Here is a 16,235-nt window from a genome sequence, read left to right as displayed (position 1 = left end):
GACCGTCCTTCCGGAGCAGGATCGACGGTGCTTCCGGGCCGGGCGTCAAGGCCGGCTGAAGTCGCCGTACCGGTCGAACTCCCCGGACTTCACCCCGCGGACGAAGGCGGCCCACTTGCGGGGGGTGGTCTGCACGACGACCTCGGGCCGGTCGGACTCGCGGATCTCCACCAGCTCGCCCGCCGATCTGACCTCGACGCAGTCGGTGCTCTCGCCGCTGGCCGAGGCCTTTCGCCAGGTACTCATGCGAAGTCTTTCAGCAAGGCCCGGATGAAGTCCCGGGACTCGTCCGGCCCGAGCGCGATGGCCGCGGTCTCCTCCTTGATCCGGCGGTAGGAGGCCAATTCGGCCTGGGTGTGCACGAATTTCGGCCCGTGGGAGAGATCGATCTGGACGGTGTCGAGTTCCGGGACGGGTCCGCGGGCGAGGTACAGGCTCTCTCCGGAGCCGGTGTAGGTGGGCACGCTGAACGGGATCACCCGGATCTCCACACCGGGCCGTTCGGAATTCTCCAACAGGCTCCGCAACTGGTCGCGCAGTACTTCCGGACCGCCGAACTGCATGCGCAGCGCGGACTCGTGCAGGAATGCGCTGTACGGCTTCGGGTGGTCGACGAAGATCTGCTGGCGCCGAATCCGGAATGCCTTCCGGATGTCGGCCTCCTGCCGGTACTGCGGGGGGAGCCGCTCGAACACCGCGGCGGCGTACTCCGGGGTCTGCAGCAGTCCGGGGATGAAGGTGCTGTTCAGGATGGAGAGGGAGGACGCGTGGTGCTCCATCTCCGCGATGTCGATGATCGCGTTCGGCAGCCGGCCGCGGTAGCCGTCCCACCAGTACTTGCGCCGGTCCTGAGTCATCGTCAGCAGCGCGTCCAGGTAGGGGCCGTCCGCGCAGCCGCAGGTGAGTGCCCAGATCCGGAGCCGCTCGGCGCTGATGCCCGACTTCCCGTTCTCCATCTGGGAGATCTTGGGCAGGTCGGTGCCGATGGTGGCGGCCAGGCTCTTGGGCGTGACGCCCACGAGCTCGCGCATCCTGCGCAACTCGATCCCGAGGCGCTGCTGGCGCACGGTCGGCGACAAGCGGGGTGGCATGACTCTCTTCTCCGGGTCGCGGCTGGCGTCGATGCTTCCGGTGAAGTGTGCCGCGCGTGCCGGGCCCTAGCTACCGAAATGGGGGATACCCCACGATGGAGTGAACGTCCTTCCGCTCGGTAGCAACTCTGGCACCTTGACCCTATGGTCATCCGTGTCACTCGCTGACTTGTTGCCGCCTAAACAGTCGTCAAACAGTCGTCAATCGGCCGTAATGACACATCAGATGCATGGTCGCGGCGCCCGAAATCATCGACCGGAGACAGCCATGCCCCTCCCCTCTGTACTCTGCCTTCCCCATCGGCCCCACCGGCCCCACCCGTCCCGGCGCATTTCCGCATCCCGGTGAATGCGCTTCTCGTCGCCGGATTGTCGGCGCTCCTGCTCGCCGTCCTGTTCGTTGGCTGGCTGGTCTGGCTGGTGAACGTCAGGCCCTCCGAACTCCGCGCGGTGAAGCGCGAGTTGGCGGCCGGCCATGCCGCCGCGGGGGACCGGAAGTAGCCGCCGCGGCCGGCCGGGGCGCGGCTCAGCCCCGGGAGAGCCGTTCCGTCAGCCGGGACTCGGCCGCCGGCCACTCGTCGGCGAGCATCGAGAAGTAGACGCTGTCCCGCCAGCTGCCGTCGGGGCGCAGCCGGTGGCGGCGCAGGGTTCCCTCGTACTGGGCGCCGAGGCGCAGGACCGCGGTGCGGGAGCGCTCGTTGCGGGCGTCGGTCTTCCAGAAGACCCGGCCCATGCCGAGGTCCTCGAAGGCGTGGCGCAGGAGCAGCAGCTTGGCCTCGGTGTTGACCGCCGTGCGCCAGACCGAGCGGGCGTACCAGGTGCCGCCGATCTCCACGGACTCGTCCGGTGCGCTGTGGTCGTGGTAGCCGGTGACGCCGACGGCCCGGCCGCTCGCGAGGTCGACGGCGGCGAAGTTCACCGACTCGCCCGCGGCCGCTTCCGCGATCCGGGTGTCGAGGATCGCGCCGAGCTCCTCCTGCGAGCCGGGCAGCGGCGACATGGTCCAGCGCCAGACGTCGGGGTCGGGGCCGATGGCGGTCCAGAGGTCGGCGAGGTGGCGGCGCTCCAGCGGCTCCAGGCGGATGTGGCGGCCGGTGAGGGTGACGGGTGCGGGCTGCTTCGCGGTCATGATCCGAACGTAGCCCGATTGTGCACTAGAGGCAATAGATGTTTGAACTAGTGCAAAAGACCCCGGTGCGAAAGGCCCGAAGCGAAAGAGCCGGCGCGGAGGGTCCAGCACGGAGGATCCGGGACGACGAAGGGCCCCGCAGGACGGTGCGTCCTGCGGGGCCCTCGGTGAAGAGCGGGTTCCGGCTCAGATGAACGAGTTGATCTGGATCGTCTCGTCGCGGCCCGGGCCGACGCCGATGGCGGAGATCGGCGCGCCCGACATCTCCTCCAGCGCCTTCACGTACGCCTGGGCGTTCTTCGGCAGATCGGCGAAGGACTTCGCCTTGCTGATGTCCTCGGTCCAGCCCGGCAGCGTCTCGTAGATCGGCTTGGCGTGGTGGAAGTCCGACTGGTTGTAGGGGAGCTCCTCGACCCGCTTGCCGTCGATCTCGTACGCGACGCAGACCGGGATCTGCTCCCAGCCGGTCAGCACGTCCAGCTTGGTGAGGAAGAAGTCGGTGAGGCCGTTGACCCGGGTCGCGTAGCGCGCGATCACGGCGTCGAACCAGCCGCAGCGGCGGTCGCGGCCGGTGGTGACACCGCGCTCGCCGCCGATCCGGCGCAGCGCCTCGCCGTCCGCGTCGAGCAGCTCGGTCGGGAACGGGCCGGAGCCGACGCGGGTGGTGTAGGCCTTGAGGATGCCGATGACCCGGTCGATCTTGGTCGGGCCGATGCCGGCGCCGGTGCAGGCGCCGCCCGCGGTCGGGTTCGACGAGGTCACGAAGGGGTACGTGCCGTGGTCGACGTCGAGCAGGGTGCCCTGGCCGCCCTCCAGCAGGACGACCTTGTCCGCCTTCAGCGCCTCGTCCAGGACGAGGGTGGTGTCGGAGAGGAAGGGCTTGATCTTCTCCGCGTAGCCCAGGTACTCCTCGACCACCAGGTCGGCCGGGATGGTGCGGCGGTTGTACAGCTTGACCAGGATCTGGTTCTTGTCGTGCAGCGCCGCCTCGATCTTCTGGCGCAGGATCGACTCGTCGAACAGGTCCTGGACCCGGATGCCGACGCGGTTGATCTTGTCCGCGTAGGTCGGGCCGATGCCGCGGCCGGTGGTGCCGATCCGGCGCTTGCCGAGGAAGCGCTCGGTGACCTTGTCCAGGGTGCGGTGGTACGGCGTGATCAGGTGGGCGTTGCCCGAGATCAGCAGCTTGGAGGTGTCGATGCCGCGCTCGTTCAGGCCGGCCAGCTCGGAGAGCAGCACGGCCGGGTCGATCACGACGCCGTTGCCGATCACCGGCGTCACGTTCGGGCTGAGGATTCCGGAAGGGAGCAGGTGCAGGGCGTACTTCTGGTCGCCGATGACCACCGTGTGACCGGCGTTGTTGCCGCCCTGGTAGCGGACCACGTAGTCCACGGAGCCACCGAGGAGGTCGGTGGCCTTCCCCTTGCCCTCGTCTCCCCACTGAGCGCCAACGAGCACGAGTGCCGGCACAGGCGTACACCCCTTCCGGTTGGGGCATCCTGCGTAGGCCGCAGTCTGCCCCGAGATAGACGAAGCCCCTGGCGCAATGGCGCAAGGGGCTCTTGCACCGAGAGATTACCTGAGGAAGGACCGGTCGTGTCGTCCCTGTCCACGCCTGCTACCGGCGGCCCGGAGCCGCTCCTGCTGCTCCTCGACCCGGTGGCCCGGCAGACCGACGGCGAGTCGGTGCGGATCGCGAAGGACGTGCTCTGCGGGGGCGCGGACGTGAAGGTGGCCTTTCCGGAGAGTCCTTCCGAGCTCGACCGGGTGCTTTCGCACCGGGGCCGGAGGCGACCGGTGGTGATCGGTTCCGACCTCGCGCTGCAGCGGGTGCTCCAGGCCCTGCATCGCCAGCGTGAGCTGGGCACGGAACCGGTGGGGATGGTTCCGGTCGGCCGCTCGCAGGAGCTGGCGGCGGCCCGCGCGCTCGGCGTGCCGGGGGAGCCGGTGCGGGCCGCGCGGGCGGTGCTGTCGGGCGCGCCGCGCCGGCTGGACCTGCTGGTGGACGACGGTGGCGGGGTGGCGCTGGGCGGGGTGCGGATCACCGGCGGGGGTGCGCGGCGCATGGTGGGCCGTTCGGGTGGCTGGCGTTCGCTATGGGCGAAACTGGCTGCGGCCGAGCAGGCGAACGCACTCACTCCGGACGGCGCCGACCACAGCTCCCGGGTCCGGGTCGAGGCCGACGGCCGACTGCTCGCGGACGTCCACCGGCCGGTCCGGCTGGTCCAGGTCACGCTGCCGTCCGGCGCCTCGGACGGGACGGGCGAGATGGAGGTGGTGGTCGCCGCCTCCGGCGCCCTGGTGCGCGCCCGGGCGGCGAGCGTGTCGGTGGTCGGGCGGGGCTTCGACTACGAGGCCGACGGCCGCCCGGTCGGTCCGGTCCGGGCGCGGACCTGGACGGTGCACCCGGGAGCCTGGGGCCTGCTGCTGCCGGCCGCCTGACCGGCCGCCTGACCGGCTGCCTGGCCGGCTGCCTGAACGCCCGCCCGAACGCGCCCGACCGCCCGCCCGACCGGTGGGCGACCGGCGGGCGACGGGTGGGGGAACACCGGGTGAGCAGGCTCACGTTCGTCCGTGCCCGGACCCCCGCCGCCGCGCACCCGGAACTCCCCAACAGGCGCGAACCACAAGGCCAAGCGCCGCCCGCCGGAATTCCCCCCACCCGAAATCCCCGGCCGGTAAGGGGTTTTGTCTACGCGCATCAACTCGCGATCGCCGGACAAACCCGCAGTCCCGGGGTCCGACAGCCCGGGTCAACTGCCCTAGACTCGAAGGCGTGCCACGTGGTGACGGAAGACTCAACCACGATCTTCTTCCCGGTGAGAAAGGCCCCCAGGACGCTTGTGGCGTCTTCGGTGTCTGGGCTCCCGGCGAGGAGGTCGCCAAGCTCACGTTCTTCGGCCTTTACGCCCTGCAGCACCGCGGTCAGGAATCCGCGGGCATCGCAGTGAGCAACGGCTCCCAGATTCTCGTCTTCAAGGACATGGGCCTCGTTTCCCAGGTCTTCGACGAGGCCTCGCTGGGGTCGTTGCACGGGCATATCGCCGTCGGACACGCCCGCTACTCGACCACCGGTTCCTCGGTCTGGGAGAACGCCCAGCCGACCTTCCGGGCGACCGTTCACGGTTCGCTGGCCCTCGGGCACAACGGAAACCTGGTGAACACCGCCGAACTGGCGGCCATGGTCGCCGAACTCCCCGGCGAGGAGCACGTCTCGCGCTCCGGCCGGAGCGCCGCGACCAATGACACCGACCTGGTGACGGCGCTGCTCGCCGGCCACCCGGACCTCTCCATCGAGGAGACGGCCAAGGTCGTGCTGCCCCAGGTCAAGGGCGCGTTCTCGCTCGTCTTCATGGACGAGCACACCCTCTACGCCGCCCGTGACCCGCAGGGCATCCGCCCGCTGGTGCTCGGCCGGCTGGAGCGCGGCTGGGTGGTCGCCTCCGAGACGGCGGCGCTGGACATCTGCGGCGCCTCCTTCATCCGCGAGGTCGAGCCCGGCGAGCTCATCGCCATCGACGAGAACGGGATGCGCAGCTCCCGGTTCGCCGAGGCCAAGCCCAAGGGCTGCGTCTTCGAGTACGTCTACCTGGCCCGCCCCGACACCTCCATCGCCGGCCGCAACGTGCACCTCTCCCGCGTGGAGATGGGCCGCCGGCTGGCCAAGGAGGCGCCCGTCGAGGCCGACCTGGTGATAGCGACGCCCGAGTCCGGCACCCCCGCCGCGATCGGCTACGCCGAGGCCAGCGGCATCCCGTACGGCTCCGGCCTGGTGAAGAACGCCTACGTGGGCCGCACCTTCATCCAGCCCAGCCAGACGATCCGCCAGCTCGGCATCCGGCTCAAGCTCAACCCGCTGCGCGAGGTCATCGCGGGCAAGCGCCTGGTGGTCGTGGACGACTCGATCGTGCGCGGCAACACCCAGCGGGCCCTGGTGAAGATGCTCCGCGAGGCCGGCGCCGCCGAGGTCCACATCCGGATCTCCTCGCCGCCGGTGAAGTGGCCCTGCTTCTTCGGCATCGACTTCGCCACCCGCGCGGAGCTGATCGCCAACGGCATGACCATCGAGGAGATCGGCCGCACCCTCGGCGCGGACTCGCTCTCCTACATCTCGATCGACGGCATGATCGAGGCCACCGCGCAGCCGAAGGACCGGCTCTGCCGGGCCTGCTTCGACGGCGAGTACCCGATGGAGCTGCCGGATCCGGCGCTGCTCGGCAAGCTCCTGCTGGAGGCCGAGATCAAGGGCGGCCAGCAGCCGCCGGCCGTCCGCGGCAAGCCGACCAGCGGCAGCGACCTGGACGGCGTCCAGTCGCTGCTCGGCGGGGCGGGCGCGGCCGACGCGCTGCGCCGGCCGTAACGAACCGACGGTGGGGTCCCGTGAACCGGGGCCCCACCGCTGTTCCACCCCCTGCTGTTCCGTAGAACCACCCCCACCTGACCCGAAAGGGCCGCACGCAGTGACCAGCAACCAGAACGGTGCCACCTACGCCGCCGCCGGTGTCGACATCGAGGCGGGCGACCGCGCCGTCGAGCTCATGAAGCAGTGGGTGAAGAAGGCCAACCGCCCCGAGGTGGTCGGCGGTCTCGGCGGTTTCGCCGGCCTCTTCGACGCGTCCGCCTTCAAGAACTACGAGCGGCCGCTGCTGGCCTCGGCCACCGACGGCGTGGGGACCAAGGTGGCCATCGCCGCCGCCATGGACAAGCACGACACCATCGGCCACGACCTGGTCGGCATGGTCGTCGACGACCTGGTGGTGTGCGGCGCCGAGCCGCTGTTCATGACCGACTACATCTGCGTCGGCAAGGTCGTCCCGGAGCGGGTCGCCGCGATCGTCAAGGGCATCGCCGAGGGCTGCGCGCTGGCCGGCTGCGCCCTGGTCGGCGGCGAGACCGCCGAGCACCCGGGCCTGCTGGGCCCGGACGAGTACGACGTCGCGGGTGCCGGCACCGGTGTGGTGGAGGCCGACGCGCTGCTCGGTGCGGACCGGGTCCGGGCCGGCGACGTGGTGATCGCGATGGCCGCCTCCGGCCTGCACTCCAACGGCTACTCGCTGGTCCGCCACGTGCTGCTGAACGAGGCCGGCTGGAAGCTGGACCGCAAGGTCGAGGAGTTCGGCCGCACCCTCGGCGAGGAGCTGCTGGAGCCGACCCGGATCTACTCGCTGGACTGCCTGGCGCTCACCCGCGCCACCGAGGTGCACGCCTTCTCGCACGTCACCGGCGGCGGCCTGGCGGCCAACCTGGCCCGGGTCGTCCCGGACGGCCTGCACGCCCGCCTGGACCGCGGCACCTGGACCCCGCTGCCGGTCTTCCAGACCGTCGCCGAGGTCGGCAAGGTGGCCACCCTGGAGATCGAGAAGACGCTGAACATGGGCGTCGGCATGGTCGCGGTCGTCCCGCCGCACTCGGTGGACGTCGTGCTGTCGATCCTGGAGGACCGCGGCGTGGAGGCCTGGCTGCTCGGCGACATCGTCGAGCGCGGCGACGGGCACGAGGGCGGCGCGGCCCTCTACAACGCCTACGAGGGCTTCCGGGCGAGCTGACCCGGGCGTGACGACGAGAGGGCCCCTCCGGAGCACCGGAGGGGCCCTCTCGCGTGCGGTGGAGGAGGTCGGCGGACCGTGCGGAACCGGTCGGCGGACCGTACGGGGGAACGCCGGGCGGGGCGGTCCGGCACGAGGGAACGCCGAAGACCGGTCCGGCGCCCTGGCGGGTGCCCGAACCGGTCGGCGGGACTGCTGTGGCTACGAGCGGCGGGAGGCCTGGGACGCCCCGGTGCCTGGCCCGTTGTCGTCCTCGTCGTCGAGGTCGGCGTAGCGGGCTGCGTACTCCGCGTACGGGTCGTCCTCCTCCTCCTCCTCGATCGGCTCCGGCTCGATCGAGGCGGTGGACGGAGATACGCCCAGCTCGTTGGACAGACGGTTAGCGTCGAACCCGCCGCTGTTGTACTTCAGCTCGCGGGCGACCTTCGTCTGCTTGGCCTTGGCCCGGCCGCGCCCCATGGGTCGACCCCCTCAACGATGGGGCTCACGGCCCCGAGTCTGACACGTGTTCATGATCAGGACCGGCCTGCCCGAATGGGAGGACCGTCCCTTGGAGCATTAACGGTACCTGTTTCCGCCGCTGGACGGTACGTCGTCGGTGTGACGTGGCGCGCACCGACCGCACCCGCGACCAGGTCTTCCCAGGTCAAGGGAGGTTTTGCGGCGTTTTGCGCGCTGTCCAGAGGTGTCTGAGGTCCGTCGTTCCAGGACTGATTATCCCCCCTAGGGGGGCCTCGGATCACCCGTTCGGCGGGAGAAGTGAGAATCCGGTTCCACATCGTGATGCGCGGGGGACCGTCCCCACGGCCCCCCGCGCATCACCGGGTCGGTTGTCGACCCGTCAGGCGCGGCGGGCGCCGGGCAGCAGCACCGTGCGCAGGGCGCTGATCTCGCGCATCCGCTTCTCGGCCAGGCGGTCGGCGGCGACCGCGGGCGGGATGCCGTCGGCCGTCGCCCGGGTGAAGATCTCCAGGGTGGTGTCGAAGATCTTCGTGGCCTTGTTCTTGGCCCGCTCGAAGTTGAAGCCGTCGATCTCGTCGGCGACCTGGATGACGCCGCCGGAGTTCACCAGGTAGTCCGGCGCGTAGAGGATGCCGCGGTCGGCCAGGTCCTTCTCGACGCCCGGGTGGGCCAGCTGGTTGTTGGCCGCGCCGCAGACGACGGAGGTGCCGAACTCGCCCAGCGCGGCGACCGTGGCGTCGGTCAGCGCGCCGCCGAGGGCGCAGGGGGCGTAGACGTCCAGCTTGGCCTGGAGCAGGGCGGTGGTGTCGGCGACGACCTCCACCTCCGGGTGGGCGGCGCGCACCCGGTTGACCGCGGCCTCGAAGGGGTCGGTGACGACGACCGTGGCGCCGTCCGCGACCAGGTGGCCGACCAGGTAGTGGCCGACCTTGCCGACGCCCGCGACGCCGACCCGCTTGCCGCGCAGGGTCGGCTGGCCCCAGCGGGCCTGGGCGCTGGCGCGCATGCCCTGGAAGACGCCGAAGGCGGTCAGGATGGACGAGTCGCCGGCGCCGCCGTGCTCGGGCGAGCGGCCGGTCACGAACTCGGTCTCGCGGGCGATGACGTCCATGTCCTGGACGTAGGTGCCCACGTCGCAGGCGGTGATGTAGCGGCCGCGCAGGGACTCGACGAAGCGGCCGTAGGCCCGGAGCATCGCCTCGTTCTTGTCCTTGTTCGGGTCGCCGATGATGACGGCCTTGCCGCCACCGAGGTCCAGGCCGGCCAGCGCGTTCTTGTAGGACATTCCGCGGGACAGGTTCAGCGCGTCCTCCAGCGCCGCCTCCTCGGAGGCGTACGGGAAGAAGCGGGTGCCGCCGAGGGCCGGGCCCAGGGCGGTCGAGTGGATGGCGATGATCGCCTTCAGGCCCGAGCTGCGGTCGTGGCAGAGGACGACCTGCTCGTGACCGTCGCCGGGGGCGCCGTCCTGTTCGGTACGGAAGATCCTGCTGAGCACGCCGGGTGCGGAGTGCGTGGCGGGGGTCTGTACGTCGGTCACTGTGGTGACTCCAGTATCGAAGGCCCGCTGCTGTGGTGCGGGCGTCTGAGGCGAAGCGTAGCCGCGCCCGTGCCGCCGATCGGCCGTCTTGTCCGAGCTGGGGCCGGTCGTCCGAGGAGTGAGACGGGAAGGGGGACGGGGTGCGGGCGCGAACGGGTTCGGGGGCGCGCCCTCCCGGGGCCGGGCGGTGCGTGCGACCATGCAGGACGTGACCGTCGTACGTACTTCCGTACAACCGCCCTACGCCGCCCACCTGCGGGTCTACGAGCCGCTGGCCGCCTATCCGGAGCCCGAGCGGGCGCACTGGCAGGCCTGTGCGGCGGAGCGCGGTCCGGACGCCGCCGAGCCGTCGCAGCCGGTGGCGGCGGCGGTGCTGGAGGAGCAGCGGGAGGCGCTCGCCGGGCTGGCCGCCCGCACGCCCCGGGCGCTGCCCGAGCGGGAGAGCGGGCGGGCGTACCTGCGGGTGGTGGACGGCGTACTGTACGTCTGCCCGTGGGCGACCCGACTGCGCAGCTGGGAGGCGCTGGAGGAGCTGCGGGCCGGGGCGCCGGTGGCGCTGCTGGACACCGCGCTGCCGCCGGTGGCCCGGGCGGCCGCCGAGGCGGACCGGGAGCGCTGGCGGGCCGAGCACCCGGACGCCCGGCCGTGGATCCTGACCAGCCGGTGGGAGGTGCCGGTGCGCTGGTTCCTGCCCTTCGGGGACGAGGACCGCTGCTTCGTGCCGGGCGGGGACGGACCCGCGGACGGACCCGCGGACGGACCGGGAGGGGAAGCGGAGGAGGGGCCAGGGGACCGGCCGGCGGCGCTGTTCTACCTGGTGCCGATGGCGCAGGCGCGCCGGCGGGTGGCGCGGGCCTTCCGGGCGCTGCGCGAGGCGGTGCCGGACGGGGAGCTGGTGCAGGGGGCGGAGCGGGTCGGGCGCTGGCTGGAGGAGTTCCATCCGCGCTCGCTGGTGGAACTGGACTACGGGGGCCTGGTGCATCTGCTGGGCCCGGAGCGGTTGCTGGCGGACCGTTCGGCGGGGGAACTGGAGGAGGGGCTGCGGGCGCTGCGGGCGGGGGACACCGCCGAGGCGCTGCGCGTGTACGGGGAGCTGACGGTGCGGTGGCGCCGGGTGCTGGCGCTGCGGCACGCGAACTGATGTCCGACCGCGCGTGTATGACTGTAAGAGTCCTAAGCACTGCACGTCCGATGACCAAGGTCCTGGTTCGGGTCAATAGCTGCCGAACGTGACACTACTCACCGTTGACGCGAACTTACCCCTATGTGCAAAAATGGGACAACCAGCCCAACTTCACGTGAGCGTGCCCACTTTTGGGTGGTTCTGGAGTCGATGCGTGCTTTGCGGGGAAACGGAGGGTCTGGTCCCTTCGTAACCGGATGTCATGGCTGCGTGACTGTCCGTTATGGGGTGGTCCATCGCCATCCGTCGGCCTTGAACCCGTGAGGGGTCAATTTTGGCGGTTTGGTCGATAGGGCTGGACGGATGGTGTAGTTGTAGACACCAGGACAAGCCGTTCGTCCTATAACCGACTCGGCCCGTCTATGCCATTTCGGGCATCGCGGGCCAAGGTGCAGAATTTGAAGGATAGAACCGCCCTGGTTCGGTTCTCCCGAGGAGGCCGCTCATGACCGCTCGTACCCCTGATGCTGAGCCGCTGCTGACGCCGGCAGAGGTTGCCACCATGTTCCGCGTGGACCCGAAGACGGTCACTCGCTGGGCAAAGGCGGGCAAGCTGACGTCGATTCGCACGCTCGGCGGTCACCGCCGTTACCGTGAGGCGGAGGTGCGCGCTCTGCTTGCTGGGATTCCCGCCCAGCGCACTGAGGCCTGATAGGCCGAAGGCTCTTTAAAGGGGCCGCTTACCGGACTCCGCCGGGTCCGGTAAGCGGCCCCTTTGTCGTGCCCGCCCGAGGGTGTTCCGTGCCGGGCGAGTGGTCGGAATGTTGAACTCCGGATAACGATTTGATGCGCGTGGGGCGGGGGGGATTTACAGTGAATAGCTGTACAATTTTACATATTAAATTAACGTGGTTCCCGGAAGGGTGGCGCGGGGCCGATTCCTGGGGAGGTTCCGTGACGACCGTCACACGGTCCGTCACTTGTGGTCTAGACCTGGCCGGGGTAGTGGGCCGAACGGTCAAAAGCGAGAGGCCCGGAACCTGACGGTTCCGGGCCTCTCGCACTGCGGCGATCCCGACGGGACTTGAACCCGCGACCTCCACCTTGACAGGGTGGCGAGCTAACCAACTGCTCCACGGGACCAGAGTGTTTCCTGATCTCGTTCACTCGCTTGCCGCGCTGCGAACAAGACAGACTGTAGCCCATGGTGGGCCCCCAGGTCGAACTGGCTCCTGAAGGCCCACCGCAGCTCACACGGCCACCCGGGTCAGAGCGTCGCCCGCGCCGCCGCCATCGCCTTCGTGATCCGCTTCTCCGACACCGGGCTCGGGGTGCCCAGCGACTGGGCGAAGAAACTGACCCGCAGCTCCTCGATCATCCAGCGGATCGCCCGCACCTCCGCGGACGGCTGGTGCCCGGCCGGCACCGCCGCCAGCAGCTCCCCGTACTCCTGCTGCACCTGCTGCACCTTCAGCAGCTGCTGGGCGTCCCGCTGCGGATGGTTGGGCAGCGCCTCCAGGCGGCGGTCCACCGCCAGCAGGTAGCGCTTGAGGTCCGGCAGCCGCTGCCAGCCGGTGGCCGTCACGAAGCCCGGGTGCACCAGCGAGGCCAGGTGCAGCCGGACGTCGTTCACCGCGTTCAGCAGCACCGGGCTGCTCACCGACTTCAGCCGGGTCGAGGCCTTGTGGAAGGCGATCAGCGCGGTGGCCGTCTTCAGCGTGGTGTCCGCGGACAGGTCGTACAGGTCCGTGCGCACCTTGTCGTGCAGCTTGCCGAAGGCCGCCTCGTCCCAGGCCGGCCCGCCGGCCAGGGTCATCAGCCGGTCCGTCGCGGCGGCCACGACGTCCTCGAACAGGGCGCCGATCGAGCCGTGCGGGCTGTGCGAGAGCGCCAGCTTCGCCTGGTTGCCCAGCCGGCCCTGGATGGACTTGGCCGGGGAGGTGGTGGTCAGCATCAGCAGCCGCCGCGTCCCCTCCCACATCGACCGGGCCTGCGCCTCCGGGGTGTCGAACAGCTTGACGCCGACCGACGGGCCCTCGTCCACCAGGGCCGGGTAGGCGCGCATCGAGTGGCCACGCGAACGCTGCTCGAAGGTGCGCTGGAGCACCGGCAGCGAGGCCGGCCAGGCGGTCAGCCCGCTCTGCTCGATGCCCTGGCCGGACGCGGCCGAGGAGAGCGTCTCCTTGAGCTTGGGCTTGAGCCGGAGCCGCAGCTCCTCCAGGTCCTTGGACTCGGCGAGCTTCTTGCGGCCGTCCACCACCCGGAAGGTCACCTTGAGGTGATCGGGCACCCGGTCGTCGTCCCAGGCCTCCGGGGGCACGGTGACCGCCGTCAGGCGCTTCAGGGCGTGCTCCAGGGCCGGGAGCAGGGGCTCCTGGCGGTCCTTCACCGCGCGCAGCGCCGCCCGGGCGAAGTCCGGCGCCGGAACGAAGTTGCGCCGGATCGCCTTCGGCAGCGACTTGATGTACGCGGTGACCAGCTCCTCCCGCAGACCGGGGATCTGCCAGTCGAAGCCCTCCGCGGTGACCTGGTTCAGCACCGGCAGCGGGATGTGCACGGTCACGCCGTCCGCGTCGCTGCCCGGCTCGAACTGGTAGGTCAGCTTGAAGCGGAGCTTGCCCTGCTGCCAGTGGTCCGGGTAGTCGGCCTCGGTGACGCCGTCCGCGGCGTCGTTGATCAGCATCGACTTCTCGAAGTTCAGCAGGTCCGGCTGCTCGTGCCGGGCCTTCTTCCACCAGGAGTCGAAGTGCCGGGTGGAGACGATCTCGTCGGGCAGCCGGGCGTCGTAGAAGTCGAACAGGGTCTGGTCGTCCACCAGGATGTCCCGGCGGCGGGCCCGGTTCTCCAGCTCCTCGACCTCGCCGAGCAGCTTGCGGTTCTCCGCGAAGAACCGGTGGTGGGTCTCCCAGTCGCCCTCGACCAGCGCGTTGCGGATGAACAGCTCGCGACAGAGCTCCGGGTCGATCCTCCCGTAGTTGACCTTGCGCTGGGCGACGACCGGCATCCCGTAGAGGGTCACCTTCTCGTACGCCATGACGGCGCCGGCCTTCTTCTCCCAGTGCGGCTCGCTGTAGCTCCGCTTGATCAGGTGGCCGGCCAGCGGCTCGACCCACTCCGGCTCGATCTTCGCGTTGATCCGCGCCCAGAGCCGGGAGGTCTCCACCAGCTCCGCCGACATCACCCAGCGCGGCGGCTTCTTGAACAGGCCGGAGCCCGGGAACACCGCGAAGCGGGCGCCGCGCGCACCGCCGTACTCGCGCTTCTCCACGTCGAACAGACCGATGTGGGAGAGCAGGCCGGCCAGCAGCGACTGGTGGATCCGGTCGGCGTCCGGCTCGGCGTCCTCGTGCGGCTCCTCGATCGTCACGCCCAACTGCTTGGCGACGGTGCGCAGCTGGACGTAGATGTCCTGCCACTCCCGTATCCGCAGGTAGTTGAGGAACTCCGCCTTGCACATCCGGCGGAACGCCGAGGAGGAGAGCTCCCGCTGCTGCTCCCGGACGTAGCGCCACATCGCCAGGTAGGAGAGGAAGTCGGAGGTCTCCGAGTTGAACCGCTTGTGCCGCTCGTCGGCGGCCTGGCGCTTCTCGGCCGGGCGCTCGCGCGGATCCTGGATGGAGAGCGCGGCGGCGATCACCATGACGTCGCGGACGCAGCCGTTGCGGTCCGCCTCCAGCACCATGCGGGCCATCCGCGGGTCCACCGGGAGCTGGGCGAGCTTGCGGCCCAGCTGGGTCAGGCGCTTGCGCGGATCCTTTTCCTCCGGGTCGAGCGCGCCCAGCTCGTGCAGCAGGGCGACGCCGTCCTTGATGTTGCGCGAGTCCGGCGGGTCCAGGAACGGGAAGGCGGCGATGTCGCCGAGGCCGGCCGCCGTCATCTGGAGGATCACCGAGGCCAGGTTGGTGCGCAGGATCTCGGCGTCGGTGAACTCGGGGCGGGAGAGGAAGTCCTCCTCCGAGTAGAGCCGGATGCAGATGCCGTCCGAGGTACGGCCGCAGCGGCCCTTGCGCTGGTTGGCGCTGGCCTGGCTGATCGCCTCGATCGGCAGCCGCTGCACCTTGGTGCGGTGGCTGTAGCGGGAGATCCGGGCGCTGCCCGGGTCGATCACGTACTTGATGCCGGGAACGGTCAGCGAGGTCTCGGCCACGTTGGTGGCCAGCACGATCCGGCGGCTGCGGGAGCGCTGGAAGACCTTGTGCTGCTCGGCCGAGCTGAGCCGCGCGTACAGCGGCAGGATCTCGGTGTTCTTCAGCTTCAGCTTCCCGAGGGCGTCCGCGGTGTCGCGGATCTCGCGCTCGCCGGAGAGGAAGACCAGGATGTCGCCGGGGCCCTCGGCCTGGAGCTCCTCGGCGGCCTCGCAGATCGCCTGGACCTGGTCCCGGTCGCGGTCCGCCTCGTCCGCCTCGTCGTCGGCCTCGTCGACGATCGGCCGGTAGCGGACCTCGACCGGGTAGGTGCGGCCGGAGACCTCGATGATCGGGGCGTCGCCGAAGTGCCGGGCGAAGCGCTCCGGGTCGATGGTCGCGGAGGTGATCACGACCTTGAGGTCCGGGCGGCGGGGGAGCAGCTGCTTGACGTAGCCGAGGATGAAGTCGATGTTGAGGCTGCGTTCGTGCGCCTCGTCGATGATCAGGGTGTCGTACTGGTGCAGGTCGCGGTCGGTCTGGATCTCCGCGAGCAGGATGCCGTCCGTCATCAGCTTGACCAGGGTGTCCTGGCCGACCTGGTCGGTGAACCGGACCTTCCAGCCGACCGCCTCGCCGAGCGGGCTGTCCAGCTCCTCCGCGACCCGCTCGGCCACCGTGCGGGCGGCGATCCGGCGCGGCTGGGTGTGGCCGACCAGGCCGCGCACGCCACGGCCGAGCTCCAGGCAGATCTTCGGGATCTGGGTGGTCTTGCCGGAGCCGGTCTCGCCCGCGACGATCACCACCTGGTGGTCCCGGATCGCCGCCAGGATCTCGTCCTTCTTCTGGCTGACCGGGAGCTCGGCGGGATAGCCGATCCTCGGGACGGCGCGCCGGCGCCGCTCGACGACCGCCTCGGCGCGGTCGATCTCGGCGGCGATCTCGGCGGCGACCTTCTGCCGGGCCTCGGGCTTGCGGACCCGACGGGCCCCCTCCAGCCGGCGCCCGATCCGCACCTGGTCGCGCAGGGTCAGCTCGGGCAGACGGGCGGCCAGCCCGCCGATTCCGGGGCCCTCGGCGGGTACGGTGGCGGACTGGACTGCGGGAGAACTCACTGCGGGCATCCCTCTAGGTTCGCAAGGAGGCACGGCGGAGCGCACCTCGGTTTTCGAGCCCCTCCAGTGTCACAGCCGTCGGCGGCGAATCGCGAACGGCGGGCAACG

13 protein-coding genes and 1 tRNA gene are annotated in these 16,235 nt (G+C 70.4%); 6 read left to right on the top strand and 8 right to left on the bottom strand.

Annotation, left to right across the window (positions count from 1 at the left end):
- Positions 1–45: 45 nt before the first annotated feature.
- Entirely contained in the window at positions 46–246 is a 201-nt protein-coding gene (locus tag ACFVUY_RS00365; protein WP_359897985.1) for a DUF397 domain-containing protein, read from the bottom strand.
- A complete protein-coding gene (locus ACFVUY_RS00360) occupies positions 243–1,091 on the bottom strand; it encodes a helix-turn-helix domain-containing protein (RefSeq protein ID WP_387726324.1) in 849 nt (282 codons plus the stop codon). Before ACFVUY_RS00360 ends, ACFVUY_RS00365 begins: the two co-directional genes overlap by 4 nt.
- A gap of 345 nt (positions 1,092–1,436) precedes the next feature.
- Between ACFVUY_RS00360 and ACFVUY_RS00355 the strand changes: the two genes are divergently transcribed.
- Positions 1,437–1,592, top strand: coding sequence for a hypothetical protein (locus ACFVUY_RS00355; protein WP_387726321.1), 156 nt, complete (start codon positions 1,437–1,439; stop codon positions 1,590–1,592).
- Between the two features lie 25 nt (positions 1,593–1,617).
- On the opposite strand, the gene ACFVUY_RS00350 is transcribed toward ACFVUY_RS00355, so the two are convergent.
- Together ACFVUY_RS00350 and ACFVUY_RS00345 are read right to left on the bottom strand one after the other, a co-directional pair.
- Positions 1,618–2,220 carry a GNAT family N-acetyltransferase gene (locus ACFVUY_RS00350; RefSeq protein ID WP_387726318.1) on the bottom strand — a complete coding sequence of 201 codons (603 nt, stop codon included), beginning with the start codon at positions 2,218–2,220 and terminating at the stop codon, positions 1,618–1,620.
- 186 nt (positions 2,221–2,406) lie between these two features.
- Positions 2,407–3,690, bottom strand: a complete 1,284-nt coding sequence (locus ACFVUY_RS00345; protein WP_359897977.1) for an adenylosuccinate synthase — start codon at positions 3,688–3,690, stop codon at positions 2,407–2,409.
- A gap of 126 nt (positions 3,691–3,816) precedes the next feature.
- Here ACFVUY_RS00345 and ACFVUY_RS00340 point away from each other — a divergent pair, with 126 nt between their 5' ends.
- The 3 genes from ACFVUY_RS00340 (at position 3,817) to purM (ending at position 7,766) form a co-directional block, all read left to right on the top strand.
- The gene (locus tag ACFVUY_RS00340) at positions 3,817–4,662 is read left to right on the top strand and encodes a diacylglycerol kinase (protein ID WP_380546262.1); all 846 of its coding nucleotides are present in this window, start codon (positions 3,817–3,819) and stop codon (positions 4,660–4,662) included.
- Positions 4,663–4,996: 334 nt separating this feature from the next.
- Positions 4,997–6,580 (top strand): amidophosphoribosyltransferase, encoded by a 1,584-nt coding sequence (purF, locus tag ACFVUY_RS00335; RefSeq protein WP_387693916.1) that lies wholly within the window; start codon positions 4,997–4,999, stop codon positions 6,578–6,580.
- Positions 6,581–6,680: 100 nt separating this feature from the next.
- Positions 6,681–7,766: a phosphoribosylformylglycinamidine cyclo-ligase gene (gene purM, locus ACFVUY_RS00330; protein WP_359897972.1), complete on the top strand. Its 1,086-nt coding sequence runs from the start codon at positions 6,681–6,683 to the stop codon at positions 7,764–7,766.
- A 201-nt stretch (positions 7,767–7,967) separates the two neighbouring features.
- On the opposite strand, the gene ACFVUY_RS00325 is transcribed toward purM, so the two are convergent.
- Complete coding sequence (locus ACFVUY_RS00325) at positions 7,968–8,225, bottom strand: DUF3073 domain-containing protein (RefSeq protein ID WP_359897971.1); 258 nt, start codon at positions 8,223–8,225, stop codon at positions 7,968–7,970.
- Positions 8,226–8,607: 382 nt separating this feature from the next.
- On the bottom strand, positions 8,608–9,765 hold the full coding sequence (locus tag ACFVUY_RS00320; protein ID WP_387693917.1) for a Glu/Leu/Phe/Val dehydrogenase dimerization domain-containing protein: 1,158 nt from the start codon (positions 9,763–9,765) through the stop codon (positions 8,608–8,610).
- Positions 9,766–9,964: 199 nt separating this feature from the next.
- Between ACFVUY_RS00320 and ACFVUY_RS00315 the strand changes: the two genes are divergently transcribed.
- Together ACFVUY_RS00315 and bldC are read left to right on the top strand one after the other, a co-directional pair.
- Complete coding sequence (locus ACFVUY_RS00315; protein WP_387726315.1) at positions 9,965–10,906, top strand: hypothetical protein; 942 nt, start codon at positions 9,965–9,967, stop codon at positions 10,904–10,906.
- 487 nt (positions 10,907–11,393) lie between these two features.
- Positions 11,394–11,600 (top strand): developmental transcriptional regulator BldC, encoded by a 207-nt coding sequence (bldC, locus tag ACFVUY_RS00310; protein WP_014137253.1) that lies wholly within the window; start codon positions 11,394–11,396, stop codon positions 11,598–11,600.
- Positions 11,601–11,957: 357 nt separating this feature from the next.
- Here the strand turns inward: bldC and ACFVUY_RS00305 are convergent.
- Positions 11,958–12,031: transfer RNA gene (locus ACFVUY_RS00305), tRNA-Asp, on the bottom strand.
- A 124-nt stretch (positions 12,032–12,155) separates the two neighbouring features.
- Entirely contained in the window at positions 12,156–16,136 is a 3,981-nt protein-coding gene (hrpA, locus tag ACFVUY_RS00300; RefSeq protein WP_387726313.1) for an ATP-dependent RNA helicase HrpA, read from the bottom strand.
- Positions 16,137–16,235 lie beyond the last annotated feature (99 nt).

The sequence above is a fragment of the Kitasatospora sp. NPDC058063 genome, from assembly GCF_042885395.1.
In the GTDB taxonomy this organism is placed as follows: Bacteria; Actinomycetota; Actinomycetes; order Streptomycetales; family Streptomycetaceae; genus Kitasatospora; species Kitasatospora lactacystinica.
Note: the sequence above shows the minus strand (reverse complement) of the source record. Positions and strands in the feature narration are given on the sequence as shown.

Bases quoted from the DNA above. Each gene is read 5' to 3' on its own strand.
- bldC (WP_014137253.1), top strand. From the start codon at position 11,394: ATGACCGCTCGTACCCCTGATGCTGAGCCGCTGCTGACGCCGGCAGAG.
- ACFVUY_RS00365 (WP_359897985.1), bottom strand. From the start codon at position 246: ATGAGTACCTGGCGAAAGGCCTCGGCCAGCGGCGAGAGCACCGACTGC.
- ACFVUY_RS00315 (WP_387726315.1), top strand. From the start codon at position 9,965: ATGCAGGACGTGACCGTCGTACGTACTTCCGTACAACCGCCCTACGCC.
- ACFVUY_RS00360 (WP_387726324.1), bottom strand. From the start codon at position 1,091: ATGCCACCCCGCTTGTCGCCGACCGTGCGCCAGCAGCGCCTCGGGATC.
- ACFVUY_RS00325 (WP_359897971.1), bottom strand. From the start codon at position 8,225: ATGGGGCGCGGCCGGGCCAAGGCCAAGCAGACGAAGGTCGCCCGCGAG.
- ACFVUY_RS00350 (WP_387726318.1), bottom strand. From the start codon at position 2,220: ATGACCGCGAAGCAGCCCGCACCCGTCACCCTCACCGGCCGCCACATC.
- hrpA (WP_387726313.1), bottom strand. From the start codon at position 16,136: ATGCCCGCAGTGAGTTCTCCCGCAGTCCAGTCCGCCACCGTACCCGCC.